Annotated in this window: 26 protein-coding genes; 12 read left to right on the plus strand and 14 right to left on the minus strand. The window is 69.0% G+C overall.

The genetic code is table 11. The features are described 5' to 3' along the window. Window positions 1–20 precede the first annotated feature (20 nt). A complete protein-coding gene (locus NOCYR_RS13295; protein ID WP_148280625.1) occupies window positions 21–1,496 on the plus strand; it encodes a bifunctional phosphatase PAP2/diacylglycerol kinase family protein in 1,476 nt (491 codons plus the stop codon). A 1-nt stretch (window position 1,497) separates the two neighbouring features. On the opposite strand, the gene NOCYR_RS13300 is transcribed toward NOCYR_RS13295, so the two are convergent. Then, entirely contained in the window at window positions 1,498–1,962 is a 465-nt protein-coding gene (locus tag NOCYR_RS13300; RefSeq protein ID WP_014350896.1) for a winged helix-turn-helix transcriptional regulator, read from the minus strand. Window positions 1,963–2,055: 93 nt separating this feature from the next. Here NOCYR_RS13300 and NOCYR_RS13305 point away from each other — a divergent pair, with 93 nt between their 5' ends. Both NOCYR_RS13305 and NOCYR_RS13310 read left to right on the plus strand, forming a co-directional pair. Then, window positions 2,056–2,487: a PaaI family thioesterase gene (locus NOCYR_RS13305; RefSeq protein WP_014350897.1), complete on the plus strand. Its 432-nt coding sequence runs from the start codon at window positions 2,056–2,058 to the stop codon at window positions 2,485–2,487. Window positions 2,488–2,578: 91 nt separating this feature from the next. Beyond that, complete coding sequence (locus NOCYR_RS13310) at window positions 2,579–3,256, plus strand: phosphatase PAP2 family protein (protein ID WP_014350898.1); 678 nt, start codon at window positions 2,579–2,581, stop codon at window positions 3,254–3,256. 142 nt (window positions 3,257–3,398) lie between these two features. Here NOCYR_RS13310 and NOCYR_RS13315 read toward each other — a convergent pair whose 3' ends face one another. Further along, window positions 3,399–4,319, minus strand: coding sequence for a MerR family transcriptional regulator (locus NOCYR_RS13315; RefSeq protein WP_014350899.1), 921 nt, complete (start codon window positions 4,317–4,319; stop codon window positions 3,399–3,401). 69 nt (window positions 4,320–4,388) lie between these two features. Here NOCYR_RS13315 and NOCYR_RS13320 point away from each other — a divergent pair, with 69 nt between their 5' ends. Beyond that, on the plus strand, window positions 4,389–5,009 hold the full coding sequence (locus NOCYR_RS13320; protein WP_014350900.1) for a maleylpyruvate isomerase family mycothiol-dependent enzyme: 621 nt from the start codon (window positions 4,389–4,391) through the stop codon (window positions 5,007–5,009). Window positions 5,010–5,048: 39 nt separating this feature from the next. Here NOCYR_RS13320 and NOCYR_RS13325 read toward each other — a convergent pair whose 3' ends face one another. From NOCYR_RS13325 to NOCYR_RS13340, 4 genes are read right to left on the minus strand one after another with little or no spacing between them, the layout of a single operon-like run. Beyond that, the gene (locus NOCYR_RS13325) at window positions 5,049–6,368 is read right to left on the minus strand and encodes a pyridoxal-phosphate dependent enzyme (protein ID WP_048833325.1); all 1,320 of its coding nucleotides are present in this window, start codon (window positions 6,366–6,368) and stop codon (window positions 5,049–5,051) included. Then, entirely contained in the window at window positions 6,368–7,804 is a 1,437-nt protein-coding gene (locus tag NOCYR_RS13330) for an alanine racemase (protein WP_014350902.1), read from the minus strand. The genes NOCYR_RS13325 and NOCYR_RS13330 overlap by 1 nt, the downstream gene beginning before the upstream one ends. Continuing rightward, window positions 7,801–9,102 (minus strand): heavy-metal-associated domain-containing protein, encoded by a 1,302-nt coding sequence (locus NOCYR_RS13335; RefSeq protein WP_014350903.1) that lies wholly within the window; start codon window positions 9,100–9,102, stop codon window positions 7,801–7,803. Before NOCYR_RS13335 ends, NOCYR_RS13330 begins: the two co-directional genes overlap by 4 nt. Then, window positions 9,099–10,379 (minus strand): aminotransferase class V-fold PLP-dependent enzyme, encoded by a 1,281-nt coding sequence (locus NOCYR_RS13340; protein WP_231856075.1) that lies wholly within the window; start codon window positions 10,377–10,379, stop codon window positions 9,099–9,101. The genes NOCYR_RS13335 and NOCYR_RS13340 overlap by 4 nt, the downstream gene beginning before the upstream one ends. Window positions 10,380–10,556: 177 nt before the next feature. Here NOCYR_RS13340 and NOCYR_RS13345 point away from each other — a divergent pair, with 177 nt between their 5' ends. Beyond that, on the plus strand, window positions 10,557–10,988 hold the full coding sequence (locus tag NOCYR_RS13345) for a pyridoxamine 5'-phosphate oxidase family protein (RefSeq protein ID WP_014350905.1): 432 nt from the start codon (window positions 10,557–10,559) through the stop codon (window positions 10,986–10,988). A gap of 3 nt (window positions 10,989–10,991) precedes the next feature. Here the strand turns inward: NOCYR_RS13345 and NOCYR_RS13350 are convergent, their stop codons facing one another. From NOCYR_RS13350 to NOCYR_RS13360, 3 genes are all read right to left on the minus strand, one after another. Next, the gene (locus NOCYR_RS13350) at window positions 10,992–11,426 is read right to left on the minus strand and encodes a CBS domain-containing protein (RefSeq protein ID WP_014350906.1); all 435 of its coding nucleotides are present in this window, start codon (window positions 11,424–11,426) and stop codon (window positions 10,992–10,994) included. A 79-nt stretch (window positions 11,427–11,505) separates the two neighbouring features. After that, window positions 11,506–12,762 carry a PucR family transcriptional regulator gene (locus tag NOCYR_RS13355; RefSeq protein ID WP_014350907.1) on the minus strand — a complete coding sequence of 419 codons (1,257 nt, stop codon included), beginning with the start codon at window positions 12,760–12,762 and terminating at the stop codon, window positions 11,506–11,508. A gap of 148 nt (window positions 12,763–12,910) precedes the next feature. After that, window positions 12,911–13,168 (minus strand): hypothetical protein, encoded by a 258-nt coding sequence (locus tag NOCYR_RS13360; RefSeq protein ID WP_148280626.1) that lies wholly within the window; start codon window positions 13,166–13,168, stop codon window positions 12,911–12,913. A gap of 759 nt (window positions 13,169–13,927) precedes the next feature. Here NOCYR_RS13360 and NOCYR_RS13365 point away from each other — a divergent pair. Together NOCYR_RS13365 and NOCYR_RS13370 are read left to right on the plus strand one after the other, a co-directional pair. Then, entirely contained in the window at window positions 13,928–14,149 is a 222-nt protein-coding gene (locus NOCYR_RS13365) for a DUF397 domain-containing protein (protein ID WP_014350909.1), read from the plus strand. A gap of 86 nt (window positions 14,150–14,235) precedes the next feature. Then, window positions 14,236–15,126, plus strand: coding sequence for a helix-turn-helix domain-containing protein (locus NOCYR_RS13370; RefSeq protein ID WP_048833326.1), 891 nt, complete (start codon window positions 14,236–14,238; stop codon window positions 15,124–15,126). A 126-nt stretch (window positions 15,127–15,252) separates the two neighbouring features. Here NOCYR_RS13370 and NOCYR_RS13375 read toward each other — a convergent pair whose 3' ends face one another. From NOCYR_RS13375 to NOCYR_RS13385, 3 genes are all read right to left on the minus strand, one after another. Beyond that, entirely contained in the window at window positions 15,253–15,480 is a 228-nt protein-coding gene (locus tag NOCYR_RS13375; protein ID WP_014350911.1) for a hypothetical protein, read from the minus strand. Between the two features lie 264 nt (window positions 15,481–15,744). After that, window positions 15,745–16,404 carry an SDR family oxidoreductase gene (locus NOCYR_RS13380; protein WP_014350912.1) on the minus strand — a complete coding sequence of 220 codons (660 nt, stop codon included), beginning with the start codon at window positions 16,402–16,404 and terminating at the stop codon, window positions 15,745–15,747. A gap of 16 nt (window positions 16,405–16,420) precedes the next feature. Then, window positions 16,421–16,948: a DUF2599 domain-containing protein gene (locus tag NOCYR_RS13385; protein WP_014350913.1), complete on the minus strand. Its 528-nt coding sequence runs from the start codon at window positions 16,946–16,948 to the stop codon at window positions 16,421–16,423. Between the two features lie 156 nt (window positions 16,949–17,104). On the opposite strand from NOCYR_RS13385, the gene NOCYR_RS13390 reads away from it, so the two are divergent. Further along, window positions 17,105–18,232 carry an alpha/beta hydrolase gene (locus NOCYR_RS13390; protein WP_231856076.1) on the plus strand — a complete coding sequence of 376 codons (1,128 nt, stop codon included), beginning with the start codon at window positions 17,105–17,107 and terminating at the stop codon, window positions 18,230–18,232. 15 nt (window positions 18,233–18,247) lie between these two features. On the opposite strand, the gene NOCYR_RS13395 is transcribed toward NOCYR_RS13390, so the two are convergent. After that, the gene (locus tag NOCYR_RS13395) at window positions 18,248–18,490 is read right to left on the minus strand and encodes a hypothetical protein (RefSeq protein ID WP_014350915.1); all 243 of its coding nucleotides are present in this window, start codon (window positions 18,488–18,490) and stop codon (window positions 18,248–18,250) included. A 278-nt stretch (window positions 18,491–18,768) separates the two neighbouring features. Here NOCYR_RS13395 and NOCYR_RS13400 point away from each other — a divergent pair, with 278 nt between their 5' ends. From NOCYR_RS13400 to NOCYR_RS13415, 4 genes are all read left to right on the plus strand, one after another. After that, entirely contained in the window at window positions 18,769–20,013 is a 1,245-nt protein-coding gene (locus NOCYR_RS13400; protein ID WP_014350916.1) for a lipase family protein, read from the plus strand. Window positions 20,014–20,227: 214 nt separating this feature from the next. Continuing rightward, a complete protein-coding gene (locus tag NOCYR_RS30780) occupies window positions 20,228–21,655 on the plus strand; it encodes a lipase family protein (protein WP_014350917.1) in 1,428 nt (475 codons plus the stop codon). A 143-nt stretch (window positions 21,656–21,798) separates the two neighbouring features. Continuing rightward, window positions 21,799–22,863 (plus strand): fused (3R)-hydroxyacyl-ACP dehydratase subunits HadA/HadB, encoded by a 1,065-nt coding sequence (locus tag NOCYR_RS13410; RefSeq protein ID WP_014350918.1) that lies wholly within the window; start codon window positions 21,799–21,801, stop codon window positions 22,861–22,863. 182 nt (window positions 22,864–23,045) lie between these two features. Continuing rightward, a complete protein-coding gene (locus NOCYR_RS13415; RefSeq protein ID WP_014350919.1) occupies window positions 23,046–23,900 on the plus strand; it encodes a helix-turn-helix domain-containing protein in 855 nt (284 codons plus the stop codon). 206 nt (window positions 23,901–24,106) lie between these two features. Here NOCYR_RS13415 and NOCYR_RS13420 read toward each other — a convergent pair whose 3' ends face one another. Continuing rightward, complete coding sequence (locus NOCYR_RS13420) at window positions 24,107–25,657, minus strand: acyl-CoA carboxylase subunit beta (RefSeq protein ID WP_014350920.1); 1,551 nt, start codon at window positions 25,655–25,657, stop codon at window positions 24,107–24,109. Window positions 25,658–26,015 lie beyond the last annotated feature (358 nt).

Below are 26,015 nucleotides of genomic sequence, written 5' to 3' on the forward strand. Positions count from 1 at the left end.
GGCGAGAAGCGAGGTAAACGGTGAGTGCGGTGGATCGGTGGCTGATAGCGCGTAGTGCCGACTTACGGCCCACACCGGCGGATCGGGTGCTGCGCAAGCTCAGCCGGGCGGCCGACCGCAACCTGCTGTGGGTGGGCCTGGCGGCGGCGATGTACCTGACCGGCGACCGCGCCCAGCGGCGGGCCGCGGTGCGCGGGGCGCTGTCGGTCGGGTTGGCCAGCGGTATCGCCAACGGGATCGCCAAGCCGATGTTTCCCCGGCGCAGGCCACCGGACGCGTCGGTGCCGTTCGTGCGCAGGCCGGTCAAACCGCCCTATTCGTCGTCGTTCCCGTCCGGGCATTCGGCCTCGGCCGCTGCGTTCGTCACCGGTGTCGCGCTCGAAGACCGGCGCGCGGCCGTCGCGGTGGCGCCGGTCGCGGTGGCCGTCGGCTACTCCCGCGTCCATATCGGTGTGCACTGGCCCTCCGACGTCCTCGCCGGCGCGATGCTCGGCTCGGCGCTGGCGCTGGCCACCCGGCGCTGGTGGGCGGTGCGGGCGGGTGAACCGGCCACCATGGGGCCCACCGAATCCACCACACCGCTGTCGGACGGCAAAGGGTTGCTGCTGGTGGTCAACCGCTCCTCGGGGCTCGGCAACGGCGACCCACTCGAACCGATCCGCGAGAAGGTCCCCGCGGCGCAGATCCTCGAACTCGACCCGCGTGCGGACCTCGACGCGCAGATCGCCGCGCAGATCGCGGCCGGCGGGGTGGTGGCGCTGGGCGCCCTCGGCGGTGACGGCACCGTCTCCGGCGTCGCCGAAGCCGCGGTCCGCCACGATCTGCCGCTGGCCGTGTTCGCCGGCGGCACCCTCAACCACTTCGCCCGCGACCTCGGCGTCGACGATGCGGCCGCGACGCTGGCAGCGCTGGAATCAGGCGAGGTGATGCGCACCGATATCGCCCGGGTGCGTTTCGGCGGCGACGGTGAACGCACCTTCGTCAATACCGCCAGCCTCGGCGGCTATCCGGATTTCGTGCGGTTGCGCGAAAAGCTGCAATCGCGGCTCGGGAAATGGCCGGCCGCGGCCGTCGCCCTGCTGCGGGTGCTGTCACGGGCACAGCCGCTGCACGCGATCATCGACGGTGAGCGCGTGGAGATCTGGATGCTGTTCGTCGGCAACGGCACCTACCTGCCCGGCCACCAGATCCCCACCGCACGCCCGCGCCTGCACGGCGGCACCCTCGACGTGCGGTACCTGCGCGCGGACCTGCCGCTGTCGCGGACCCGGCTCATCTGGTCGACCATCACCGGCAGCCTGGAACATTCGCACACCTACGTGCACCGCCGGGTGGCGCAGATGCGGGTGCAGGTGGTGGGCTCGGACGTTTCGCTGGCGACCGACGGCGAAGTCAACCATCGCGTGAAAGACCTGACCATCACCAGCGAGGCAGGTGCGCTGGGTGTGTTCCGGCCGTCGGAGACCGGCGTGACCGAGAGCAACGGGCGGCGCTGACCTACACCGGCCTGGCCGCGGGCCCCGCGTGGGTTCGTGCCCGGTGTGGCCCTTCGACATCGTGCCCGGCCCGGCACCGGACCACCACCTCGACCGGTTCGTCGCAGTCGCGATGGTCCACCACGAGCGCAGGTCCTTCGGGGTCGGCGCAGTATCGGTCGCCCCATTGCAGGAGCGCGAGCAGGATCGGATACAGGTCCCGGCCCTTGTCGGTGAGCCGGTATTCGCGCCGGGTCCGGCTGCCCGATTCGCGATAGGGGACCGCCTCGATGACGGCGGCCGTGCGGAGCTTGGCCAGCCGGTTGGACAGCACCGACTCCGAGATACCCGAATGCTGCCGGATCTGTTCGAAGCGGCGCACGCCGTTGAACAGTTCACGCAGCACGATCATCGTCCACCGATCCCCGATCACATCCAGCGTGCGCTGCACCGAGCAGTTGGCGGTACTGAACTCGAGCCACTCCATCGGACCAGCGTATCTGCCTTCGGACTTGACAGTCAGCCGGGCGGAGTGGCTAGCTTTCATATCGAAAGCCAGATTCGACGTCAGGAGCATCGCATGCCGGATTCCGCATCCGCCTCGTCACTGCCGAGCGTGGACCTCACCGACGCCGGCCGGTTCGTCGCCGCGAGCGGATTCGTGATCGAGGAGTTCTCGGGTACGCGCGTGTCGGGACACGTCGACCTCGGCGCCGATCACCACACGCCGTGGGGCGTGGTGCACGGCGGGGTATACGCGACCATCGTGGAGACCGCGGCCAGCATCGGCGCCAGCGCCGCCGTGGCCGACCGTGGCCAATTCGCTGTCGGCGTGCACAACGCGACCGATTTTCTGCGCTCGGCGACCGAATGCCGGGCCGCGGTAACGGCCGAACCCCTCCATCAGGGCCGCACCCAGCAGCTGTGGCAGGTGGTCATCACCGACGAAGCAACCGGCAAGACCCTCGCCCGCGGGCAGGTGCGGTTGCAGAACGTGCCGCTGCCCAACTGACAGCGGCCGTAGCGTCACCGCGACCGCGACACTCGGGGTCTGCCCGCAGCCGGGCAGCCCCCGGGCGTGTCCGTGCGCATAAGGTGGGCGGATGGTGTGGGTGGCGTGCGTGCTTGCGGTGGTGGCGGTGGCGCTGACCTGGTTCGTCCTGCACGGCGACGCCGAGACGGCGGTGGACGTGCCCGTCATGGACTGGGTGGTGGACCACCGCGTCGACGCGCTGACCCCGGTGGCGAAGGTGATCACGCACTCCGGCGGCACCATCGCCATGTGGTCGGCGGCGCTGCTGGCCTGCGCGGTGCTGGCCCGGCGCAGGCAGTGGCCGGAGCTGACGCTGGTGGCGGTGACGGGTGCGGGCTCGGCGATATTGATTCCCCTGCTCAAATCCGTGATCGACCGCGACCGCCCACCGGTGGCGGACCGGCTGGTCACTGTCACCAGCCACTCGTATCCGTCCGGGCACAGCCTCGGTTCGGCGGTCGTGGTCGGCGTCATCGCCGCCGTCGTCATCGCCGGCCTGCACCGCCCCGGCCCCCGCTACCTGGTGGCGGTGGCGGCTGTGGCGTTCGTCGGTGCCGTGGGCCTGTCCCGCATCTACCTCGGCGTGCACTGGCCCACCGACGTCCTGGCCGGCTGGACCATCGGCCTGCTCTGGTTGACCATCATGCTCACCGGCTACACCCGCTACCGCCGAACCCAGCCGCCCGACCCTCGAGATGCGCCGGACCCAACTGTCGCGGTCGGCGCGGAACCAAGTGCCGGTCGCTGACGGACACCCTCGAATCGTCGTAACCATCCGTGCAGACCAGATGATTGCCCGCGCGAGGAGCACGGCGTGGAGGTGAGCGTCGTGACGGAGGATTGAGCCAGCGCCCGCTCTGGGGCGACCCTTTCGCCGGCAGGGATTGCTCTCAGCCCGCGACTGATACGTGCAGCGCCGTGTGCAGCCAGCGTTGTGCGGTGCCCGTTGTATGGGTGGTGCCGAGGATTTCGCCGGTGAGTGCCCAATACCGGCCCGTCACCGGATGGGTGTCGGGGACGCCGATGGCCAACTCGCGGCGGAAGGCCGCGGTGTCGGTGCGGCCGCGGACATCGGCGTGCACGGCGACGAAACGGTCGAGTTCGGGGCCGGGACGCGGTGGGGTGCCTGCCAGGACGTGTGATGCGACGGCCGCATAGGCGTCGGCCAGGCCGAGCAGCAGGGCGCGCCGATCCCGGATCCGGTCGGCCTCGGTGCGCCAGAGCTGCCGGGCGAGCACCTGGCCCAGCTCCGGTGTGCCGACCAGCCGCACGAGTTCGGCGAAAGCGACCACTTGATCCGGCGTCGGATCCGCGGGTATGCGCGGCACATCCATCTCGGCGAAATCATCGAACAGTTCCGGCGGCATGACCGCGAGTAGGCGGCGCCAGAATCCGATGATCGCGCTGCGGGCCGCGGCTCGGTCCGGCACCTGCGCCAGTAGCGCGATCCGATCCGCGCGTTCGGTCGCTGCGGCCTGTTCGATCGCGAGCAGTGCCGCATGCCGCCACGACAGCGCATCGAGTTGGGCGCGCACGTCCGCGCGGGCCTCGGTGATCGCGTCCTCGACGGTCGTACCGCCCGCGACGACCTCGGCGATCTCCGCCAATCCCAGTCCGAGCGTGCGCAATCGGCGGATCGACAGCAAGCGGTCGACCACCGCGGGTTCGAAGACACGATGCCCGCCGGAGGTGCGGCGCGACGGGAGAATCCCCGCATCGCAGTAGAACCGGATGGTGCGCACCGCAACCCCGGTGCGCTGCGAGAGCTCGCCGATGCTCATCAGGTCGCGTGGATGTGTGTCGTACGTCACGTGTGCTTGAACCTCCACCCGGCTGGAGTTCCTACGGTACCGGTGACACCGCAACCAGGAGGAATACCGATGACGCAGGTACCGGCACCATCCGAGGAACAGATCTGGCAGGCGGTCGCCGCCGAGCGCAGGCGACTCATCGAACTGCTCGCCGACTTGCCGGAACAGGCTTGGGATCACGATTCCCTGTGCGAAGGATGGCGGGTCCGCGAAGTCGTCGCGCACGTGGTGATCAGCTCGGAGGCGAAGCTGGGTTGGCTGCTGTGGCAGCTGGTGCGGGCACGCGGGAGCATCGACCGGCTCAACCGTGACACCGCGATTCGCCTCGCCGCCCAGGTCGATTCCGCCGAATTGCTCCGGCGGTTGCGCGCGTGCGCCGACCGCCGCTTCACCCCGATCGGCAGCACCCCCACCGACCGGCTGATGGATCTGCTGGTGCACGGCCAGGACATCACCGTCCCGCTGGGCCTGCGATACGAGATACCGGCGGAACCGGCCCGCTGGGCATTGCACCGGGTCTGGACGATGGGCTGGCCCTTCCACGCGGCGCGCAAGCTCGCGGGCTACCGGCTGACCGCCACCGACACCGACTGGTCGGCGGGCGAGGGCACGCCGATCGCCGCGCCCGCCTCGACGCTGCTGCTGGTGCTCACCGGGCGGACCTCACCGCGAAATCTGGTCGTCGGCTGACCGCGAGGGCCTGCCCGCACCGCGCGTCGGCTCGCCCTCTCAGCCCCCACGCTCCAACGGCAGACCCGCGTCCCGCCAAGCGATCAGCCCGCCGTCGAGACTGTGAGCACGGTGCCCGGCCCGGCGGGTGGTCGCGGCGAAGTGGCGGGACAGGTCGCCGGTGGGGCAGATGAAGACGATCGGGCGGGAGGCCGGGAACGGGGTGCCGTGGGTGAGCAGGTCGGTCAGGTGATCGTCGGGGATGTTGAGGGAGCCGGGGACGTGGCCGATGCGGTAGGCCATCGCACCTCGGGTGTCCACGAGCACCGGGGATTCGGTGCGGTTCAGTTCGGCGAGTTCGGTGGGTGTGAGGCCGGGGACGGCCGCCAGCTCCTGAGCGGTCGGGACCTGACGCCGGTTCGTGCCGCCGAACAGGTCGGGCCTGCGCTTCTTGATATAGGACAGGTAGGGCTCGATCCGGTCGCAGACGATGATCACCGCCACGATCGGTTCCGGACCCGAATGTTGCAGTGCGGCAAGGCTGTCCACGGCCGCCGCGTACGCCGCACCGCTCGTCGGGCCCGCCAGCACGCCGTAGCCGCGGGCCAGCGTCAGCGTCGCCTCGATCGCGCGCGCCGAATCCACCGTGACGATGCGGTCGTAGAAATCCGGCTGGAACAGCCCCACATCCCACATCTCGTGTTCGGAGCGGATGCCCGGTATGAAGTCCGACCGCTCCGACACCACGGCGAGGGCCCGCAATTCCGGATGATGTTTACGCAGGTAGGTGGCGGTGCCGCGGGTCGAACCGGTGGTGCCGAGACCGCCGACCAGGTAGTCGATGCGATCGACGCCGGCTGCGGCGAGGTCCTCGTGGATCTCGCGGCCGGTGCCGTCGTGGTGGGCCTGCACGTTCTTCTCGTTGGTGTACTGGGACGGGTGGTGGAACGCGCCCGGCTGCTCCGCCATCGTCGCCTCGATCACCGAGTACACGTCGTTCGGCGTGGTCGGGTCCGGGCATTCGGACAGCCCGGGCAGTTCCACGATGTCGGTGCCGAGCAGCCGCAGCAGATCCCGCACTTCCTCGACCTTGATCCGGTTCGTCACCGCCCGCAACCCGATCCCGTGCACCCCGCCGAGCAGCCGCAGGGCCTTGGCGGTATTGCCGCTCGACGCCTCGATCAGCGTGCGTCCCTCGCCGCCGATGGCGCCGATGTCGTCCCGGATCATCGCCCACGCCACCCGGTCCTTGACCGAACCGAACGGGTTGTGCGACTCCAGCTTCGCGTACAACTGCACCCCGTCGAGTCCGTGCACCGCGGGATCCAAGCGCAGCAGGGGAGTGTTGCCGATGAGATCGGCGATGTGGTCATACGGCATCACCGCACCTCCGACAATCCGGCCGCGGAGCCGGTTCGGAACGCGCTGTCCGCGCAGAAACGGAACCCGTCGCTGCCACGGGTGACGGCGATCTTGGCCGCTGCGGGACGCATCGATGCCGTCGCCGCCGACAGATCCATGTGATAGGCAGCGGTATTCGGGAACACCACCCGATCACCCGGCTGCGGCAACCACGGCAACATGACGACCCGAGTGGTGATCAGATCCCGTTCCAAGCAGAGCCTTCCCGCGAAATACACCTGGGCCGGCGCCGAATCCCGCACCACGCGACCGTCACCGGGCAACACGAGCGGATCGACCATCACCTCCTGATCGGCCGGTGTCACCGCGTCCCGGCTGATATCGAGATCCACCAGCACCGAGCCGTCTGCGGCTTCCTTCACCACTTCGACCGTCGCCACCGTGATACCGGCATGGTCCACGAGCGCCTTACCCGGTTCCAGCCACAGTTCGAGCAGATTGTCGGCCGCCACCTGCGCGACGGTGCGACCACCGTGACGCTCCAACGGCGCGTCCAGCAGTTCGGCCAGCATGTGCTCGGCGGCAACGGTATTGGCGTACTTGTGAAACACCGGCACCCCGCGCACCGAGGTGCCGTCGACGTGGTAGCCGAAGGTGGTGTTGGCCCAGCTCATCGGCGCGCGCGCACCGGTCAGCGACTCGCGCAGCGCCCGTACGTACCGGTCGAAATCGGCGGCGTCGGCGGTGAACACCTGCCGCAGCCCACCGCCGATATCCAGCACCGACGGAGTCAGCCCATACTCGTAGGCGCGTTCGGTCAGCGCCAGGCAGTGATCGATCGCGCGCACCCGTTCCGCGACCTCACCGGAATCGAGGTGGAAGGCGAACCCGCGCAGGTCGAGCCGGTCGCGATGGGAGGCGAGGGTGCGTAAGGCCGCCTCGATGCGCGCCAGCGGGATACCGAACCGGCTCACCCGTGCCGGATCGAACCCGGACACCCGCACCAGCACCGGCACCGGCGCGTGCGCCAGTGCGGCGATCGTCTCCAGCTCCCACTGATTGTCGACGTTCACGGTGACGCCCGCCGCGATCAGCCGGCGCAGCAGACCGGCGCCCTTGGGGCCGGTCGCCTCGATCCGAGCCGGCTCGAACCCGCCGCGCCGCGCACTCGCCAACTCCTCGGCCGAGGCCACGTCGATGCCGATGCCCGCATCGGCCGCGGCCCGCACCAACGCCGACGACTGGTTCACCTTGTGCGCGTAGCAGATCCGATACGGTGCCGGACGCTGCTCGAGCACCGCCCGCAACCGCAGCTGATTCTCCTCGAAGACCTGCGGAAACACCAGGTTCAGCGGCGACCCGTAGTCGGCGAGCGCGGCCTCGAGCGACGCCCGTTCGTCGAGGAACTGCCGCACCAGCGGATCGATCAGGCCGGGCAGCGCCGGTATCGTCATCGGCCCGATTCCGCTGCCGCCGCCGGCTCGGAGGCCGTGCTGTCCGCCCGCGCGGGCACCGCCGACGGGTTGTATCCACCATCGCGCAGCGCCTCGAACGCCCGCGCCCGATTGCGCGGACTGCGGAACTCGGCCACCACCCGCTTGCTGACCAGATCGATCTCCGACACCCGGATATCCATCGACTCCAACACGCCCCCGATCGTGCGCACGCAGTGTTTGCATGTCATATCCGGGACGTAGAAGACCTGATCGTCGGCGGCGATCGGGCCGTCACCGTCGAGCCCGTCCAGCTCATGAGGCACCGCGACGAGAGTGAGATGGGCCAGGACGCCGACGAAGGAGGCGACGAACTGCTCGGCCACCACCGGCAGAACGCTGTAGTGCTCGTCATCGATCCGGTGCGGCATGGCGGCCAGGCAGGCGGGTCGAGCGCCCGCGGGCAGCAGCGCATATTGGCGGGAGATGAGATCGAGGTCGTCGTGGTATTTCTCGATCGCCGCGGCCACCGTCAGCCCCTCCGGTCCGGTGGCCCGGCGCATCACCGTATGGGCGTCGGCGATCGTCGCGTCCTTCATCGCGCGCAACACCGCCACCGACTCGGCCGAATACCGCACCGTCGCATCCGGTTGCGCGCGTAACGCGACAGGGATCATGCCGCGCCGGTAGGTGGAGGCCTGCAGCTCCCAATACCAGCGCGTCGCAACGGCGGCGAAGATCCCGGAATCGAGCAGGCCATGCGCGAATTCGGCGCCGTCACGGTAGGGGGTCTGCCTGGCCAGCAACGCGTGCTGGGCCAGCGCGCGCCCGGTGGCCTCGATGCCCACGCGGAAGATCTCGATCGGGTCGTGATCGGTGGTGGTGCCGGTGAGCAGCGCATGGGCGTTCGCATCGAGCCGCGAGATCCGTTCGGCCAGAGCGCCGTTGGCGGCCAGCCGATCCCACAGTTCCAGCACGGCCTCGCGGGCGGCGATCGGCATGATCGGTCCGAGACCGTCGTCGCGATAGTGGCCGGTATTGGGGATGCCGTGGCTGTCGGTCCAGGTGAGCCGATGGGTGGCGGTGGTGACCTGACCCGCGCGGCATGGCCGCATGAAGCGCTCCAGATACATCCGTTGCGACACCGTGAGGTGCCGGCCGGGCTCTGGCGTGAGCGGAGTGCTGGTGTACTCGATGCGCCGCGGTCGTGGTGGTGCAGCGGCGGCGAACAGGCCCGGCTTGGCGAGTTCGGCGAGGACCCGGGAGGCGCCTCTGCGGTCGTAGCGGCCGGTACCCGGACCCGTCGATGCTGCCGTCATAGGACCTCCTCGGCGATCTGGCGGACGCAGTCGGTGAAACGCTCGATCTCACTGCGCGTGTTGTAGATCTGGGTACTGACCCGCACCGATTCGGCCTCCGCACCGGACTCGGCAGGCACGCAATGCGCGCCCGTGCGGACCATGAAACCGGTTTCGGCCAGCACGAAACCCAGGTCGCCCGCCGAGATCCTGTCGACGGTGAACGACACGATCCCGTAGCCGTTCGCACACGGCGCGTGCGCAGGCCCGGGCAGCAGACGCACGCCCGGCACCGTGCGCAAGCCTTGGATGAGCCGCAGTGTCAGGTCGCGGTTGTGCTCCGCGATGGCCTGCATACCGAACGATTCCAGCAGGTCCAGCGCTGCGCCGAGGGCCAGCAGCGCCGGGATGTCGGGGGTTCCGCCTTCCAGCCGACCGGGCATCGGCGCCGCCGACGAGCCGCCTGGCCCCGGGCCGCCGCCGGGCAGAAACGGAATCAACTGATCGTGGACCCGGCGCCGGGCATACAGCACCCCGGCGCCCGGCGCGCCGAACATCTTGTGGGCCGCGAACACCGCGAAGTCCGCACCCAGCTCGGTGACGTCCACCGGCAGATGCCCGCCGCTCTGGCTACAGTCGAAACACAGGCGCACCCGCGCAGGAATCCGATCGCGCAGCTCCTCGAGGGTGGTGACCGCGCCGTAGACGTGATGCAGGTGGCTGGTGGTGATCAGCCGGGTCCGCGGGCCGATCTTGGCCGCGATATCGGCGATGTCGGCCTCGCCCAGATCCGTCATCCGATACGGCACCAACTCGATCTGCCGGCCGAAACGGGCCATGATCGCGCGCAGGTGCTGCCAGGGCAGCACATTGGCGGCGTGGTCGCGCGGATTGAACAGGATCTGATCGCCCTCGTTGAGCGTCGCGAGCCCCCACGAGAGGGCGACCGCATTGAGCGCGGCCGTGGCGCCGGAGGTGAACACCACTTCGTCGGTATGGTCCGCGCCGATGAACGCCGCCATCCGTTCCCGCACCTGGGCGATCCGGCCGGTGAGCACGGTGGACCAGCGATAGCTGCCGCGCCCGGCGTTGGCGGTGCGGGCGCGGTGATAGCCGGTGACCGTGTCGATCACCGGCCACGGCTTCTGGGTGGTAGCGGCGCTGTCGAGGTACACCTCGGCGGTGTCGTCCAATGCCGGGAACAGTGCGCGCGCGGTGTCGATCGAGTGCCGGGCGGGCGCGCGGTGGGCAGGTTCGGGTACCGGAACCGGGTTCGACGCTCGCGCAGGTGACCCCACCGTGCCGCTCCCTCCGCCGGACGCGCTGAATATCGCTCAACGATACGCACAAACCGGAAAACCTTCGAACTTTTCACGCAGCCAACGGCTTTCACGGCCGAAGGGGCCGGCTCGGCGCGACGTGCCGCCGGTCGAGTTCACCGGACTGTGTCAGTGGGGCGGCGTAGTGTCGCGCCCATGCCGCTGACTTCCGAACAACGCCAAGAATTTCTCGCCGGGCCGCAGTTGGCGTCGCTGGCCGTCACCGGCCTCGACGGGCGCGGCCCGCTGACGGTGCCCATCTGGTACCAGTACCGCCCCGGCGATGAGCTCTGGGTCATCACCGGGGCCGAATCGCAGAAGCTGCGCCACATCCAGGCCGCAGGTCGCTTCAGCCTGGTCGCCCAGCGACTCGAACCGACCGTGCGGTACGTGAGTGTGGAAGGTCCGGTCACCCGGATCGAGCCGATGAGCGAGGCGCAGAGCCGGGAGATGGCCGCGCGGTTCCTGCCCGCCGCGAGCGTGGAGGGCTATCTGCGCGCGGCCGAGCAGTTCGGGGAGCAGGTCGTGGTGTTCATGCGCCCCGAACACTGGCTGTCGGCCGATCTGGGCAGTCCCGGGCAGCCGTAGCGCTCAGTAGAGGCCCTGCACGTAGCCGACCAGTTGTTCGCGCTCGGTCGCGAGCTCGGAGATCGCGCTCTTGACCACGTCACCGATGCTCACGATGCCGATCAACCGGCCATCGCGCACCACCGGCAGATGCCGGATGCGATGGTCGGTCATGGTGCGCCGCAAGCCGTCCACCAGATCGTCAGGGTCGCAGGTGCGGACGTCGGTGGTCATGATCTGCTCGACGGGGGCGTCGAGCAGGTCGGCCCCGTGCTGATGCAGGCTGCGCACCACATCGCGTTCGGAGACGATGCCGGTGATGCCGACACCGTCGGAGGAGACGACCACCGCGCCGATATTGTGCGCGGCGAGCGTCGCGAGCAGGGCACGAACCGTCGAGTCGGGCCGGACGGTCGCTACCTCGCTCCCTTTTCTGCGCAGGATTTCCGCGATTCGCATGGTTCACCATCCAAAGGGGACACTCCGCCTCTCAGGATCCCCCCTCGACCACCGCGTGACCAGCACGAATCGGCATCACCTACGGGCGCGCACCCGGGCTGCGGTCCAGCTCGCGCGCCAGCAGCGCGATCGAGGCCTGGGAAATCCCCGCCGAGGTGGCCAGATCGATGGTGGTGAGCTGAGCGATGCGGCGCAGCCGGTAATCGACGGTGTTCGGGTGCACATACAGCTGCCGGGCGGTGAGCTGGCGGTTCATATCGTTGCGCAGATAGGCGCGCATGGTGGCGAACAGTTCGGGGTGATCGTCGAGCGGTTCCAGGATGGTCGCGATCCGCCGGGTGGCGGGCCCACCCCGGGTGAGCTGGTATTCCACCGCGAGATCGGTCATCTGATAGAGGCCCGGCGGCCGCTCGCCGGCCCGGACCAGGCCGAGTAGCTCATGGGCTTGATCGGCGGCCTCGGGGACCTCGCCGGTGGTAGCGGTGACCATCGCGGCGGTGACCGGTACCTCCGCGGCAGCAGAGAGCCGCACCAGCACGTCGTCGGTCAGTTCGGCGTCGCCGTCGAGGGGGATGAGCAGTGTGCCGCCCTGCGGGCTGAGCAATGCCAGCGCCGTCGATTCGAAGATCACGGCCAGCTCCGACTGCACCCGGCGCAGTTTGCGCCGGGCCGCCACCCGGGTGTCCACGCGCAGATTGCGTTCGTCGGGATGCGGCGGAATGAATAGCGCCACCACCTGATAGCGCTCGGCGACCGGAATACCCGATTGGAGGGCGAGCGCGGCGTGCGAACGCCCGCTCAGCAAGGCCGAGGCCAGGGTCTGGCTGGCGGTCTGGTGTTCCCGGGCGACTAGCTGCTGTTCCTGGACATAAGCGTCGGCGACCGCGGCGGAGATGGCTTCGAGCAGTTCCAGGATCAGGTCGGTGGCGGCGAGGACCTCCTCGACGTCGGTGGCCGCGGCCCGCGCGGTGACGAGCCCGAAGGCGATCCGCACGCCCTCGTGATAGGCCCGCAGAATGGTGCCGAGCGGCACGCCCTCCCTGGCCCATTGCGCGGCGGCGGACCGCACTTCGGTGAACGCGTCGTCGTCGGGAACGGTGCGCCGGTCCAACATTTCGGCCGCGAGGGCGAGGCAGTAGCGGGTCACCTCGGTGACGTCGCCACGCATCTGTTCGCCGGGCAGGGTGCGGCACGGTGCGACACAGGTGGCGAAGTAGTCGACCATCCGCGAGGCCACTCGGTCGGTGTTCTGTAGGGGCACCGATGCCGGCTGTCCACCGATCTCGAGCACGGTGTCGTTGTCGCCGACCGAGAGGTCGAGCGCGGAAAAGCTCATGTAGTTGCTCCGTTGCCACCTCGGATGTCGACCGACAACATCCGATTCGTTCGCCTCACTATACGAGCGGGCGGGCAACGTGAAAGGGGTTCGTCTCAGATCGGCCGAACCGCTGACGCGGCATCCGTTTTCGCCGCCGCGTAGCCGTTCACTCGTCGTCGAGGCCCGCCGACAGATACGCGGCGGCGGCAAGCCATTGCCGGCAGCGCGGCCCGTGCACCTCGTGTACGCGCAGGATTTCGCGGGCCTGCCGGTAGGTGAGACCTGGTGGTTCGGAACCACAGTCGGTGGTGGGGGTTTCCGGTGCCGGGTAATGGCGCAAGGCATCGGGAAGGTGCCGCAGGGTCTCGACGCCGGCGGAGCCGGTGATCGCGACTCGGCGGGGAGTTCGGAATGGCTGGCTCATTACGACCGCCCCTCGCATCAGAACGTGGGGGGAGGTGTGAATGGCGACGTCGGCGTGAACTCCGGCGTACCTCCCCGACTCTCATGATCGAGTTTAGGTGTCTGTCGCTTGCAAATGCAAGTACATTTGTAGCTTACATTGAAGAGAACACTTCGCCGCCGGCGAGCCGGACGGCCGGTGATCGATGCTGTGTCCCAGGCGGATTCCCGATCGCCCGAATGCGACGCGAAACCTAGTCATACACGGGGAGTAGCCCGTCGTCACCGATCTGTGCGTACGTCGTCGTTTCGTGATGGAGATGAGGCCGCGCGGCGATCCATGGGGCCGGATTTGCCCGGATGAGCGCTCTGGATGCCCTGGTCGGCGCGATCACGAACTGCGATCATCGGCTCCAGGTGGGCGTTTCGGTCGGATGACCATTTCGCCCGGGGTCGCCGGGCTTCCATGTGGCCGCGGCGGCGGTGAGTTCTCCTTCGCCGGTTTACCTCCGGAATACCGCTGTATCGCTATTTCATTGCGGCAGTGAGCAATTCGTCCCGTCGGAACGGCGAAAGCGAGACACTGGCCGGATGCGGCTTCGCCGCCGCCGCAGTGGGCGCCGGGGCCGATTGCGCCGAAGTCGCGGAAGGGTAGGAATCTGCGGGCGCGCGCGGGCGCGCGCCATGCTATGGTCCAGATGAGGGTGCAAATGCAAGAACATTTGCGTGTGCATCTGCAAACACTGCGTCGAGTAAACGTCGTAACCGAGGAGTGGGTCCAATGGCGGAGTCAGTCACCAATCACGTCGCCGGAGCATGGCGCAAGAGCACTTTCAGCAATCCGAGCGGTAACTGCGTGGAGCTGGCGGAGGCGACCAACAACCTGGTCGCCGTGCGGAATTCGCGCGAGCCCGACAGCGGCATCCTGTTCTACACCCGGCCCGAGATCGATGCCTTCATTCGCGGCGCGAAGGCCGGAGAGTTCGACGATCTGGCTAGCTGAGCGGTAGCATGGGCCGTCGGTGCGGTGTGTTCACGGTCTCAGTTGTGACACACTGTGGGTAAATCCCGAGTATCGGAGACGACTCCATGATCGCAGAGCCCGATGACGATGGTCGTGTGCAATCCGTTGTCGCGGAACGTGGTCCGACAGTGCTACGGATCGCGCTCGGTGGCCAGCTACGCAAGCTGCGGGAGGGGAAGGGCATCACCCGCGAGGCGGCGGGCGACGCCATCCGCGGCTCACACGCCAAGATCAGCCGGCTCGAACTCGGGCGCACCGGCTTCAAGGAACGGGATATCCGGGATCTGCTGACCCTCTACGGCGTCCACGATCCCGACGAGCGCGAGTCCTTCCTGGAACTCGCGCGCAAAGCGAACGAACCAGGATGGTGGCACCGCTACAGCGATCTGCTGCCGTCCTGGTTCGGCACGTATCTGGGCCTGGAACAGGCCGCCACCAAGATCCGCACCTATGAGGCGCATCTGGTGCCCGGCCTGTTGCAGACCCCGGAATACGCCCGCGCGGTGGTCACCCTCGGCTACGAAGACGCCGATACCGATCGCCGCGTCGCGGTGCGTCAGCGCAGGCAGGAGATCCTGCACCGGTCCGATCCGCCGTTCGTGTGGGCGGTGATCGACGAGGCCGCACTGCATCGTCCGGTCGGCGGGCCCGAGGTCCATCGCGCCCAGATGCGCCACCTCATCGAACTGGCCCAGCTGCCCAACGTCACCATTCAGGTGGTGCCGTACTCGGCGGGTGAGCACGCCGCGGCGGGAAGCTCGTTCAGCATCCTGCGTTTCGCCGAGGCGGAGCTGCCCGACATCGTCTACCTCGAACACCTGACCAGCGCCCTGTACCTGGACCGGCGCGAGGATCTGGCGCTGTACCTGTCGGTCATGGACCGGCTCAGTGTGCAGGCGGCCCGTCCGGAACGCTCGATGGAGATCATCAGCGACTACGCGAAGGGCCTGGGATAGCGGCCGCGAAAAAACCTCGGCCGTGATCACTTGCCGGGCAAGTGATCACGGCCTTCGTATGTTGGACGCGGTCGCACCGGCCGCCGGCGGGCAGGTGGCATCGCGAGCCGTGCCGAGCGGGCGCGGCTACTCCTTGATGAAACTGGAGGCGACGCGCCAGAACGTCGCGCTCTGCAACGAGGTGAAATCCCAGTCGTCGGCCAAGGCGTGCACGTGGGTCACGATCTGGTCGATATCGAAATCGTAACGAGTTGCCGCACCGGTGGATTCGATCGCGTCGATGACGAACTCGACGGCGCTCTCCCGGGTGGGGGCCTGGATTCGATGGCCACCGCGGGCCGAGATCGTATTCATATCAATACCGTTCGCCGACCGGGCAGCCGGTGCGGGATCGGCAATCGCGAACCGGCCGCTGGGTAGTGGTTGTTGCATGAACGCCCCTCACGTCAGGCGGCAGCGAACCGATGGTGATCTCAACCGCCGGCGCGCTCACGCGGCCTTCTTGGTTGTCCCCTGTAAAGCGTTGTAGGGCTGAGTCTAAGTTCATGTGCCTTTCAGATGCAAGCACATCTGCACGATCTAATGTGCGCGCGCTCTTCGGTTTTGGTGGGCAAATCCTCAGCGTCGCAAGGCCGCGACCGCGTCCGCGACCGGGGTGGAGCCGCCGACCAGCTCGAGGGTGAGACCCGCGGTGTGGCCGGCGGGCAGCAGCGCCGCGAGCACCGCGGCGACGTCGGCCCTGGCAATATCGCCGCGCTCGATCCGCGGCGTGGCGAGCCTGACCCGTCCGGTAGCGCCGTTGTCGGTCAGCACGCCCGGCCGCAGGATGGTCCAGTCGAGATCGCGGGCGCGCAGATCGTCTTCGGCCTGGGTCTTGGCGTCGATATAGGCGGCCCAGACCTCGTCGCGGTCGGGTGCGGGCGGCAATCCGGCGCCCATGGTGGAGATTTGCAGGAACCGCCGCACACCGGCTGCTTCGGCGGCGTCGGCCAGCAGCACCGAACCGTCGCGATCGACGCTGTATTTGCGGGCGGCGGTGCTGCCGGGCCCGGCGCCCGCGGCGAATACCACGGCGTCCGAACCCTGGACGGTGGCGGTGAGATCGGCGACGTCGGCGCGTTCGAGGTCGATGACGACCGGCTCGGCACCCACCGCGTAGACCTCGGGGGCGTGGCCGGGATTGCGGATCAGGGCCGCGACGCTGTGCCCGCGTCCGGTGAGCAATTCGGCCAGCAGGAGTGCGATCTTGCCGTGTCCGCCTGCCATGACGATGCGCATGGTCGTGTCCTTTCGCTCACCGTTCCGGTCCACCGGGGTTGCAGCGGGCCTCGACGGTGGCCAGATAGCCGACGTCGGGCCGCCAGGGTTCCAGATTCCAGCTGGGCTTGTCCGGTGCGACGATGCGCGCCCAATCCCAGTGGCAGATGAACTGATCGCGCATACCGGGGCTGCCGGCTTCCGGCGACCGGGCCAGGACCTCCTGCCAGGCGCGTTCCTCCGAGCCGGGGAAGGTGGTCTTACGCCCGGCGGGGGTGGGATGGACCAGCAGGCGGGGGCCGTCGATGTTCTCGGTCCACACGACGTTGTCGATCAGGGGTTGGCCGGCGTAGGGGTCGACCGTCGGCGCGGAGGCCAGCGGAGTTTCGGCGGGCGCGCCGAGCGGGGCCGCGGGCGTGGTGGTCGGCGGTGGGGTCGTGGTGGCGGGAGCCGTGGTGGTGGACGTCGGGCGGGCGACGGGGGCGTCGTCGGATCCGCAGCCGGTGAGCGCGAGTGCGGCCGGAATGAGCAGGGCGCAGACCGCCCCTGCGGTTGGTCGCCCCATCTGCTGATCCTCCCGGTCTTCGCGCCGGCACCGTCTGCCGGTCCGATCGAGCTTAGTGGTTGTGGCGTGCGTTGGCCCGATCGTGCAGCGTGGCCCGTGCGCGCCACTGATTGTGGTGTCTTGCCGACCACCGCCGCCGGTGGCGATAGTCGGTCGGTGAAGCGGACTCGGATCTCGACGGTGACAGTGGGCGCCGTGGTCGCGGTGGCCGTTGTCCTGGCGAATCCGGTGGCCGCCTCGGCCGTGGAGGCACCGGGCACGGTCATCGACTCGGTGGCACTGTCGGGACGTGTGCAGGTGCCCGCGGCGGCGTCATCGCACCGGTTGACCTACTGGTCGCGCGGTCCTCGCGCGCCGATGCAGAGCACGGCGGCGGTGTATCTGCCGCCGGGCACGCCACCGGCAGGTGGGTGGCCGATCCTGGCCTACGCGCACGGCTCGGTCGGGATCGCCGATCACTGTGCCTTCACCGCGAACCCGCGCGACTACTACCTGGACACGCTGTATCCGCGCCTGCTCGAGGCCGGGTACGCGGTGGTGATCTCCGATTACGTCGGCCTCGGCACCCCGGGCACCCATCCGTACCTGGACGGGCCATCGCAGGCGCGCAGCGTGATCGACGGCGTGCGAGCGGCGCGGTCGGCGATTCCCGAGCTGAGCGCGCAGTGGGCGGTGCTCGGCCAGTCCCAGGGCGGGCAGACCGCGTTGTTCACCGCACACATCGCCGCGGCCGACGCTCCCGAGCTCGATTTCCGCGGCGCCGCGGCGACCGGCGCGCCGTCGAATCTGGAGCTGGCGGTGCCCCTGGCCGGTCCGTGGATTCCGCGGTTGCCGTTGCGCCGCACCACCACCTATTTCGGGCTGCTGCTGGCCGGGTTGCGGGTCACCGCGCCGGAACTCGATATCGACAGCTATCTGACGCCGGTGGGGCGGGAGGTGCTGCGGATCGTGGAGTCCGACTGTGTTCCGGAGGCGGCCGCGCAGGTCGACGAGATCGCCATCGGCGCGATGCTGAACCGTCCACTCGACGATCCGGCGCTGTGGGCGGCGGCCGAGACGATGATGCGCATTCCGACTTCGGGCTATCCGGCGCCGCTGTTCGTCGCTCAGGGCCTCGCCGATCGGGAGGTGCCCGCGCCGTTGAGCGCGAAACTCATCGCCGAGCTGCGGGCGTCGGGGACCGATATGCAGGTGGCGGTGTATCCGGGCGATCACCTCGAGGCCGCCGATCAAGCGCTGCCGGACGTGCTGGAATTCCTGCGCCGCATTTTCGGCCGGCAGTGAGCGGGCCGGGCGCGATCAATGCCAGAGCGAACTGCACGGCAGGCGGCGCAGTCCGGGCCGGATCATGCCGTCGACGGTGACGGTGAGGCCGGCGTGGACGGCGGCCGAGGTGAATTCCCACGCCTCGGTCTTGGTGGCCGCGTATTCGAGGATCAGCGCGTCCTCGGGCGTCGGTCCGTCGAAGTAGACGGTGACGCGCCGGGTCGGCATCTCCGTGGGGCGGGTGCGGTAGGCGAATGCGTGTGCTGTGCCGTCCATATCACCGTCTCCTTCTCGGTGCCGGGTTCGGCACCGTTAGGTGTGACGGTAAGTCCTCACCATTACCGAGAACATGTTCCTACGTGCGCGCTGGACAATTCACAGCGGCACCCGTGGCAGTGTCGGAGATTCTCACCAGTGCGCACCCCCGCCACTCACAGGCCGGTCGGTGCACACTTGTGAATTGTCAAAAAGTCGGCCCGGTCCCGGGCCGGACGACGGTGCCGCAGCCGAGCATGTTCACAAACAGATCGCGAATATCGGGAGGCTCGACGTCGATGTGGCAGGCCAAACCTTCGACCGGAAAGGGACGGCCGCGTCGTCGGCTGCTGCGTGCGGCGGGCGCGTTGGCCGCCGGAGTGGTGCTGGTTCTCGGCACGGCCGCACAGGCGAGTACGGCTCCGCTGTATCCGGCTCCCGATCCCGACCCGTTCTACGCCGAACCACCGGGTCTGGCCGAGAAAAAGCCGGGTGATGTCCTGGCGGTGCGGCAGATGCCGCCGCTGGCGATGTTCCCGGACACCACGGTGACGGTGGTGCGTTTCCGGTCGACCAACTCCACCGGCAAGCCGATCGCGGCCACCACCACGGTGCTGACCCCGCGCTCGCACCGCAAGGACGGGCCGCTGCTGTCGTTGCAGCACATCATCAACGCGCTCGGCGCCAAATGCTCGGTGTCGCGGGTGCTCTACACCGACGACCCCGACCTGATGGTGCGCGAGGCCCCGGCGTGGAATGTGCTGTTGCAGCGGGGCTGGAGCATCGCGCTGCCCGATCACCTCGGGCCGCAATTCGCCTATGGCGCAGCCAAACTCGGTGGCCAGGTGACCTTGGACGGCATTCGCGCGGTCCAGCGGGTGGGTGAGCTCCAGGTCGAGAACAGCCCGGTGTCGATGATCGGCTACTCCGGTGGCGGCATGGCCACCGCCTGGGCCGCGGCCTTGCAGCCGACCTACGCCCCGGAGCTGAAGATCGCCGGCGCCGCGATGGGCGGGGTGCCGATGAACCTGGTGAAGATGCTCGAGGGGCTCGGCTTCGGTTCGCATCCGGTATTCGGGCTCGCGATGGCCGCCGGTATCGGCCTGGAACGGGAATACCCGGAGCGGTTTCCGATCAGCGATCAGCTCAATGCCAAGGGCTTGGCCGCGCGGGCCGCGATGGCCAACAGCTGCACCAATGGGCTGCTGACCACCGGCGCCGGTCACGGTGTGCTGGACTTCGCCGCGACCACTTCGATGGTCGATGATCCGCAGGCGCGGGCCGTCGTCGAGGAAAACAGCCTCGAGCTCTACGACGGCGCGCCGACGATGCCGGTCTTCGAATGGCATTCCCCGATCGACGGGCTGGTCCCGGTGGACGCCATCGTCAACACCAACCGCCGCTGGTGCGCGGCGGGCACCAAGGTGCAGGCCGAGACGGTGGCCGTGCCGGACCATCTGACGGCGGCGGTACTCGGCCTGCCCGCCGCGCTGGTGTGGGTCGATGCCCGGTTCCGCGGCGAGCCGGCGCCCAGCAACTGCTGAGCGGCGATAAGCGAAATCCGCTGGGCGAGGCCGCATCCGCCTCGATCGTCACGATCCGGCCTCGCCACGCGCACAACTCGGGCACGATGCGGTGTCCGGGTGTGCGCGCCCGCGTAATCTGATCTTCCGGCCCCGGCACACAGGGGGTTTTCGGGGGTCGACAACCGCATCACCCGGGGCGCCGGCATTCGAGGTCGCTGTAGAGGCGGGTGCCATGAAATCCTTACGAGCCGTCGTCGTCGCGACCCTGGTCGCGGGGGTGCTGATGTCCACCGGACCCGCCGCTGCGCAGCCACCGCTGCCGGCCCCACCGCCGCCGGTGCCCGCGCTGGGATTGCCGCTGCCGCCGCCTCCGGCGCTGCCCGATCCGGCGACGATCCTGCCGGGCATCCAGCAGTGGATCGACCAGGTGATCCCGCCGCCGCCCATTCCACCGCTACCGGCCGGGCCCGCTCCGGCACCCGCGCTCACCTCGCCGGCCCTGGCGGCACTGCATCAGGCGGTGCTGCCGTCCCCGGTGGGCGACCCGATGTTCGATCTGTGGCCCGCCGATCTGGCCGGTTTCCGCAATGGCGAGGTACTCGCGGTCCGTGATGTCACCGCGACCGCGGGCCTGCTGCTGACCGTGCCGATCGCGCGGGCTCAGCTGGTGAAGTACCGCACCGAGGACGCGCACGGCCGCCCGTCGTTCGCGACCGCGACCCTGGCGGTACCGGCGGCGGCGTGGACCGGCCCGGGTGCGCGCCCGGTGGTGGTGAACAACCTGCCCATCGACGCCCTCGGACGCGACTGCACTCCGGGATACACACTCGCGCACGGCTTTACGGCGCACACCGCGCTCACCGATTTCATTCCGCCGACCTCGCAGCTGGCCCTGTTGCGCGGCTACGCGCTGCTGATCCCCGATCACGAAGGCCCGCGCATGGCCTACGCCGAACCGTATGTGGCCGGTCATGCCGTGCTCGACGGCATTCGTGCCGTGCGCGGGCTGGCCCCGCACGAATTCGGCGCGAGCCGCTTCGCCATCACCGGCTACTCCGGAGGTGCCATCGCCACGCACGGGGCGGTCAAACTGATCGAGACCTACGCACCGGAGCTGGCGCCGGTGATCGCCGGGGCGGCGCTGGGCGGTGTGCCCGCCGACTACGAGGTGCTCGCCCGCAGCATGAATGCCAACCTGGCCTCCGGGGTGTTCATGGCCGCCGTGCTCGCGATCGGCCGGGAACGCCCGGAGATCCTGGACCGGATGAACCATCTGGCGCAGTGGGTGGCCACCTCGCCGATGAAGGACCAGTGCGTGTCGGTGTTCGCGCTGCCCGGAATCCTGCATCTGCCGATCGATATCGCCGCCGATATGGCCGATCCGCTGCGCTCGCCGCTGGCCGCCGAGATCTACCGGGTGACCAGGATGACGGGCCTGCGCTCGGCCACCCCACTCTACATCTACCACGGTGAACACGAGTGGTGGCTGCCCGCCGACGCGGCCCGGGCGCTGTTCGCCGAACAATGCGCGCTCGGCGCGACGGCGGTGTACCGCAACGTCTTCGGTGAGCACATCATCGCCGCCGGGCTGGGCTATCCGGAGGCCATGCTGTGGCTCGACGAGCGGTTACGCGGGGTGCCCGCCGCCAGCGAATGCTGAACCGCGATTTGTGAACGCCGACGACGCCGGCGCGCGCGGTTTGTCGCCCACCCCAGACTCGCCGCACGGCCGGGCACACCGCGCGTGGCGCCGATACGTTTACCCGGTCCCGGCGGCGGAGCGCCGGGCCGGAAGGCAGGCAGATGAACCACACCTCGACCACGGCGTCGGCGCAGGCCGCCGCCCTCGTCGGACGGCACTACCGGATGATCGACCACTACGAGGTCGGCCGGGAGAAGATCCGCGAATTCGCCCGGGCGTTGCAGGACCACCACCCCGCGCACTGGCGCGAGGACGCGGCCGCCGCACTCGGCTACGACACCCTGATCGCACCGCTGACCTTCCCGTCGGTGGTGTGGTTGCAGATGCAGCGGGCCATGTTCGAGGCCGTGCTCACCGGCTACGACATCAGCCAGGTCCTGCAGACCGAGCAGACCATCCGGATGTATCGCCCACTGGTGGCCGGTGACCGGTTGCGCTGTGATGCCTATGTCGAGTCGTTTCGCCAGTTCGGCGACAAGGACTTCATGGTCACCCGCAATGTGCTCTCCGATGAACACAAAGAGGTCGTGCAGGTCGCCCACACCACGGTCGTCGCCGTCACCGGATCGGTCGTCACCGACGAACTCGCCGCCGCGGTGGACGGGGTGATCATGTCCGGTCATTCCAAGGCCGACCGGCTGGCCATGGCGGCGCGCCGGGCCGAGCACGACGACGAGCCCGCGGTGATGGAATGCTTCGATCAGCTCAGCCCGGCCGAACCGGAACCGGCGCGCCCGTCGCGCGCACGGATTCGCTTCGACGATGTCGCCGTCGGTGACACGCTGCCCGCGCGCACGATCGCGCTCTCACGGGGCGATCTGGTCAACTACGCCGGTGTGTCGGGTGATTCCAACCCGATCCACTACAGCGACCGGGTCGCGCGCGCGGCCGGCCTGCCGGACGTGGTCTCGCACGGCTTGCTGACCATGGGGCTGGGCGCGGGCTACGTCACCGAATGGCTCGATGACCCGGCGGCGGTGGCCTACTACGGTGTGCGCTTCGCCGGCTTCGCCCCGATCGAGGCCACCCGCGCAGGCGCGGTCGAATTCCAGGGCCGGATCAAGGCGCTGGATCCGGCCCGGCGCTCGGCGACGGTGGCGATCACCGCGACATGCGGTGGGCGCAAACTGTTCGGGCGGGCCACCGCCGAGGTGCTGTTGCGCTGATCGTGGCCGGTCACCGGTGCGAACAGCGGTCGGGGCGGGGTGTTTTCGCGCCGGTGGCCGGGTGGGATCCATGGGAGACTCGAAGGATGGGTGCCTCGGAGCTACGTTCTGTCCCTATCGGCGTCCCGCATCCGGCGGGGGAGCGGACCCCGGCGGTCGACGGCGGGCCGACCGTCTTACGGATGGTGCTCGGCGGCCGGTTACGGCGCTTGCGGGAAGGGGCCGGCATCACCCGGGAGGCGGCCGGTGAGCACATCCGTGGCTCGCATTCCAAGATCAGCCGCATCGAACTGGGCCGCACACCCATCCGGGAACGCGATCTGGTGGACCTGCTCACGCTCTACGGCATGACCGATCCCGCCGAGGTCGGCGAATTCCGCAGGCTCGCAGAGGAAGCGGGCAGTTCGGGATGGTGGCACCGCGACAACGACTGGCTGCCCAAATGGTTCGACATGTACCTCGGGCTCGAACAGGCCGCGGCGATGATCCGCGGCTACGAGCCGCGCGCGGTGCCCGAACTGTTGCAGACCCCCGACTACGCCCGCGCCCTCATCCGGCTCGCTCATCCCACCGAATCCGAGGACGGCATCGAACGCCGGGTCGCGCTGCGGATGCGCCGCCAGGAGATTCTCACCCGGCCCGATCCGCCGCAGCTGTGGCTGATGGTGGAGGAAGCGGCATTGCGGCGTCGCATCGGCGGGACGGCGGTGTGGAGCGAACAGCTCGACCGCTTGCTGGCGGCGGTGGAGCAGCCGAATGTGACGGTGCAGCTGCTCGCCGATCACGTCGGCGGTCCGGCGCTGACCGAGGGCGCGTTCACCATGTTGCGGTTCGCCGAACCCGATCTGCCCGACATCGTCTACATCCAGCAGCTCACCGGCGCACTGTATCTGGACAAACGCGCCGACTTGGATGCCTACCGGACGGTGGCCAACCAGCTGTCGGTGCACGCCGCTGCGCCGGAACACACCCCCGATCTGCTGCGCGCGCTGCGTTCCCGGGAACAGCCGATCCTGCGCCACCCCAGCGCCGAATAGCGCGGGCCGCGACAGTGGCCTGCCCGGTGAGCAAGGGTAGGGAACGAGCTCACCGGACAGGCCGTGCACCCGGTCGACGCGGCGAACGAGAACCGGGCACGGCACCGACGTTAGGCCACCCCGGCCGGTACGGCACGGTGCGCGCACCGATCTCGTACATTCTCCGGGGCGCGGTGGAAACTGTTGTGAGCGAACACAATCGGCGTCTACACCGGGAACAGGCTGTGCCGCCGCGGATCGTGCTCGGCGACGCTGCCCTTTTCCCGCAGCAACCGCAACGCGCGCCGGATCTCGAGCCGGGTGTCGGCCGGTTCGATGACGGCGTCGATGTAGCCGCGTTCGGCCGCGATCCACGGGGTGGCGGTGGTGGCGTTGTACTGGTCGATCATGTAGTCGCGCACCGCCGCGCGCTGGTCGGCGGGCACCATCGACAACTGCTTGCGCCCGACGATGCTCACCGCGCTCTGCGCACCCATCACCGCGATCCGCGCGGTCGGCCAGGCCAGGCTGATATCGGCGCCCAGCTGTTTGCAGCCCATGACCGCGTAACCGCCGCCGTAGGCCTTGCGCACCACCACCGTCACGATCGGCACCGTGGCTTCCAGCACGGCCCGGAAGAAGCGCCCGCCGCGTTTGATCACCCCGTTGCGTTCCTCCTCCACACCCGGCAGCACGCCCGGGGTGTCGACGACGAAGATCAGCGGCAGCCCGAACGCGTTGCACAGCCGGATGAAATGGGTCGCCTTGTCCGAGCACTGGGCGTCGATGGCGCCGCCGAGGGCCATCGGCTGGTTGGCGACCACGCCCACGCTGCGGCCGTCGACCCGGCTGAAGCCGGTGATCAGATTCGGTGCGGTGGCGGCGCTGATCTCGTGGAATTCGCCGTCGTCGAAGATGCGCAGCAGGATCTCGTGCATGTCGTAGCCGTGGGAGTCGGCGTCCGGGATGATCGCATTGAGCTCGAGATCGGAGTCGGTGCGCTCGGGTTCGAGACCGGGGTTGACCACCGGCGGCTGCTCCAGACAACTCGACGGCAGATAGCTCAGGTATTGGCGTGCCCAGGCGAAGGCGTCCTCCTCGGTGGCGGCGACGTGGTGCACGGTGCCGTTGGCGGCCTGCACATGCGCGCCGCCGAGCTCCTCCATGCTCACCTCTTCGCCGGTCACCTCCTTGATGACCTCCGGCCCGGTGACGAACATGTACGACTTCTCGGTGGCGATCAGCACGTCGGTGTTGACCGGCGCATACACCGATCCGGCCGCGCACTTGCCGAGCATGATCGACACCTGCGGGACGAAACCGGACAGCTTGCCCTGCCTGCGGCTCATCAGCGCATACCAGGCCAGGGAGGTGACCGCGTCCTGGATGCGGGCGCCACCGGAGTCGTTGATCGCCACCACCGGGCAGGCGTTGTCGAGCGCGAAGTCCAGCGCGGCGGCCACCTTGCGGCCGAACATCTCGCCGACCGAGCCGCCGAAGACGGTCTGGTCGTGGGCGATGACCACCACCGGCCTGCCGTCGATGCGGCCGCGTCCGGTCACCACGCCGTCGCCGTACATGGCATCACCGGTGGCGGGCTGGCGCACCAGGGCACCGATTTCGACGAAGCTGCCCGGGTCCACCAGCGCGCGCACCCGCTGCCTGGCGCTGGGTATGCCCTTCTGTTTGCGTTTGGCGATTCCGGCTTCGCCTGCCGGTTCTTCGGCGAGCTCCAGGATGTCCCGCAGCTGTTCCAGCTTTTCTCGTGTACCGCTCATTACCTGTGGATCCAGCCCTTCACCTTCGCCGGCGCCGGAAAATCCCGCGCGGCCGAGCCGTGCGTAGGCGCAGCGCCCGATGTTAATGGTGGTGCGGGTCCGGGCACAGCGGCGGAGCCGATCTGATGGGAGACCTCACAGCCGGTCGTATCCGGCTCTCATCCGACCTCGGCCGCAGCGGGAACTACCGCACCGCCTTTTGTGGGTAATCCCTGACCGGAAACAGGGGAACTGGTGATCGGTCCCGAAGGCGATACGGGGCGCTCCCACCTGGTGGCGGGCGGCCGTACAGTGACCGCGACGCGGCGCCGGGAAATGCGCGGCCGGCGCCGCGTCGCATAATTGTCGCGGCCATGGC

The sequence above is a fragment of the Nocardia cyriacigeorgica GUH-2 genome (assembly GCF_000284035.1).
GTDB lineage: Bacteria > Actinomycetota > Actinomycetes > Mycobacteriales > Mycobacteriaceae > Nocardia > Nocardia cyriacigeorgica_B.

Excerpts from the sequence above, each read along its gene's own strand:
- NOCYR_RS13300 (WP_014350896.1), bottom strand. The coding sequence starts at position 1,962 with ATGGAGTGGCTCGAGTTCAGTACCGCCAACTGCTCGGTGCAGCGCACG.
- NOCYR_RS13305 (WP_014350897.1), top strand. The coding sequence starts at position 2,056 with ATGCCGGATTCCGCATCCGCCTCGTCACTGCCGAGCGTGGACCTCACC.
- NOCYR_RS13310 (WP_014350898.1), top strand. The coding sequence starts at position 2,579 with ATGGTGTGGGTGGCGTGCGTGCTTGCGGTGGTGGCGGTGGCGCTGACC.
- NOCYR_RS13320 (WP_014350900.1), top strand. The coding sequence starts at position 4,389 with ATGACGCAGGTACCGGCACCATCCGAGGAACAGATCTGGCAGGCGGTC.
- NOCYR_RS13325 (WP_048833325.1), bottom strand. The coding sequence starts at position 6,368 with ATGCCGTATGACCACATCGCCGATCTCATCGGCAACACTCCCCTGCTG.
- NOCYR_RS13330 (WP_014350902.1), bottom strand. The coding sequence starts at position 7,804 with ATGACGATACCGGCGCTGCCCGGCCTGATCGATCCGCTGGTGCGGCAG.
- NOCYR_RS13335 (WP_014350903.1), bottom strand. The coding sequence starts at position 9,102 with ATGACGGCAGCATCGACGGGTCCGGGTACCGGCCGCTACGACCGCAGA.
- NOCYR_RS13345 (WP_014350905.1), top strand. The coding sequence starts at position 10,557 with ATGCCGCTGACTTCCGAACAACGCCAAGAATTTCTCGCCGGGCCGCAG.
- NOCYR_RS13350 (WP_014350906.1), bottom strand. The coding sequence starts at position 11,426 with ATGCGAATCGCGGAAATCCTGCGCAGAAAAGGGAGCGAGGTAGCGACC.
- NOCYR_RS13355 (WP_014350907.1), bottom strand. The coding sequence starts at position 12,762 with ATGAGCTTTTCCGCGCTCGACCTCTCGGTCGGCGACAACGACACCGTG.
- NOCYR_RS13360 (WP_148280626.1), bottom strand. The coding sequence starts at position 13,168 with ATGAGCCAGCCATTCCGAACTCCCCGCCGAGTCGCGATCACCGGCTCC.
- NOCYR_RS13365 (WP_014350909.1), top strand. The coding sequence starts at position 13,928 with ATGGCGGAGTCAGTCACCAATCACGTCGCCGGAGCATGGCGCAAGAGC.
- NOCYR_RS13370 (WP_048833326.1), top strand. The coding sequence starts at position 14,236 with ATGATCGCAGAGCCCGATGACGATGGTCGTGTGCAATCCGTTGTCGCG.
- NOCYR_RS13375 (WP_014350911.1), bottom strand. The coding sequence starts at position 15,480 with ATGAATACGATCTCGGCCCGCGGTGGCCATCGAATCCAGGCCCCCACC.
- NOCYR_RS13380 (WP_014350912.1), bottom strand. The coding sequence starts at position 16,404 with ATGCGCATCGTCATGGCAGGCGGACACGGCAAGATCGCACTCCTGCTG.
- NOCYR_RS13385 (WP_014350913.1), bottom strand. The coding sequence starts at position 16,948 with ATGGGGCGACCAACCGCAGGGGCGGTCTGCGCCCTGCTCATTCCGGCC.
- NOCYR_RS13395 (WP_014350915.1), bottom strand. The coding sequence starts at position 18,490 with ATGGACGGCACAGCACACGCATTCGCCTACCGCACCCGCCCCACGGAG.
- NOCYR_RS13400 (WP_014350916.1), top strand. The coding sequence starts at position 18,769 with ATGTGGCAGGCCAAACCTTCGACCGGAAAGGGACGGCCGCGTCGTCGG.
- NOCYR_RS30780 (WP_014350917.1), top strand. The coding sequence starts at position 20,228 with ATGAAATCCTTACGAGCCGTCGTCGTCGCGACCCTGGTCGCGGGGGTG.
- NOCYR_RS13410 (WP_014350918.1), top strand. The coding sequence starts at position 21,799 with ATGAACCACACCTCGACCACGGCGTCGGCGCAGGCCGCCGCCCTCGTC.
- NOCYR_RS13415 (WP_014350919.1), top strand. The coding sequence starts at position 23,046 with ATGGTGCTCGGCGGCCGGTTACGGCGCTTGCGGGAAGGGGCCGGCATC.
- NOCYR_RS13420 (WP_014350920.1), bottom strand. The coding sequence starts at position 25,657 with ATGAGCGGTACACGAGAAAAGCTGGAACAGCTGCGGGACATCCTGGAG.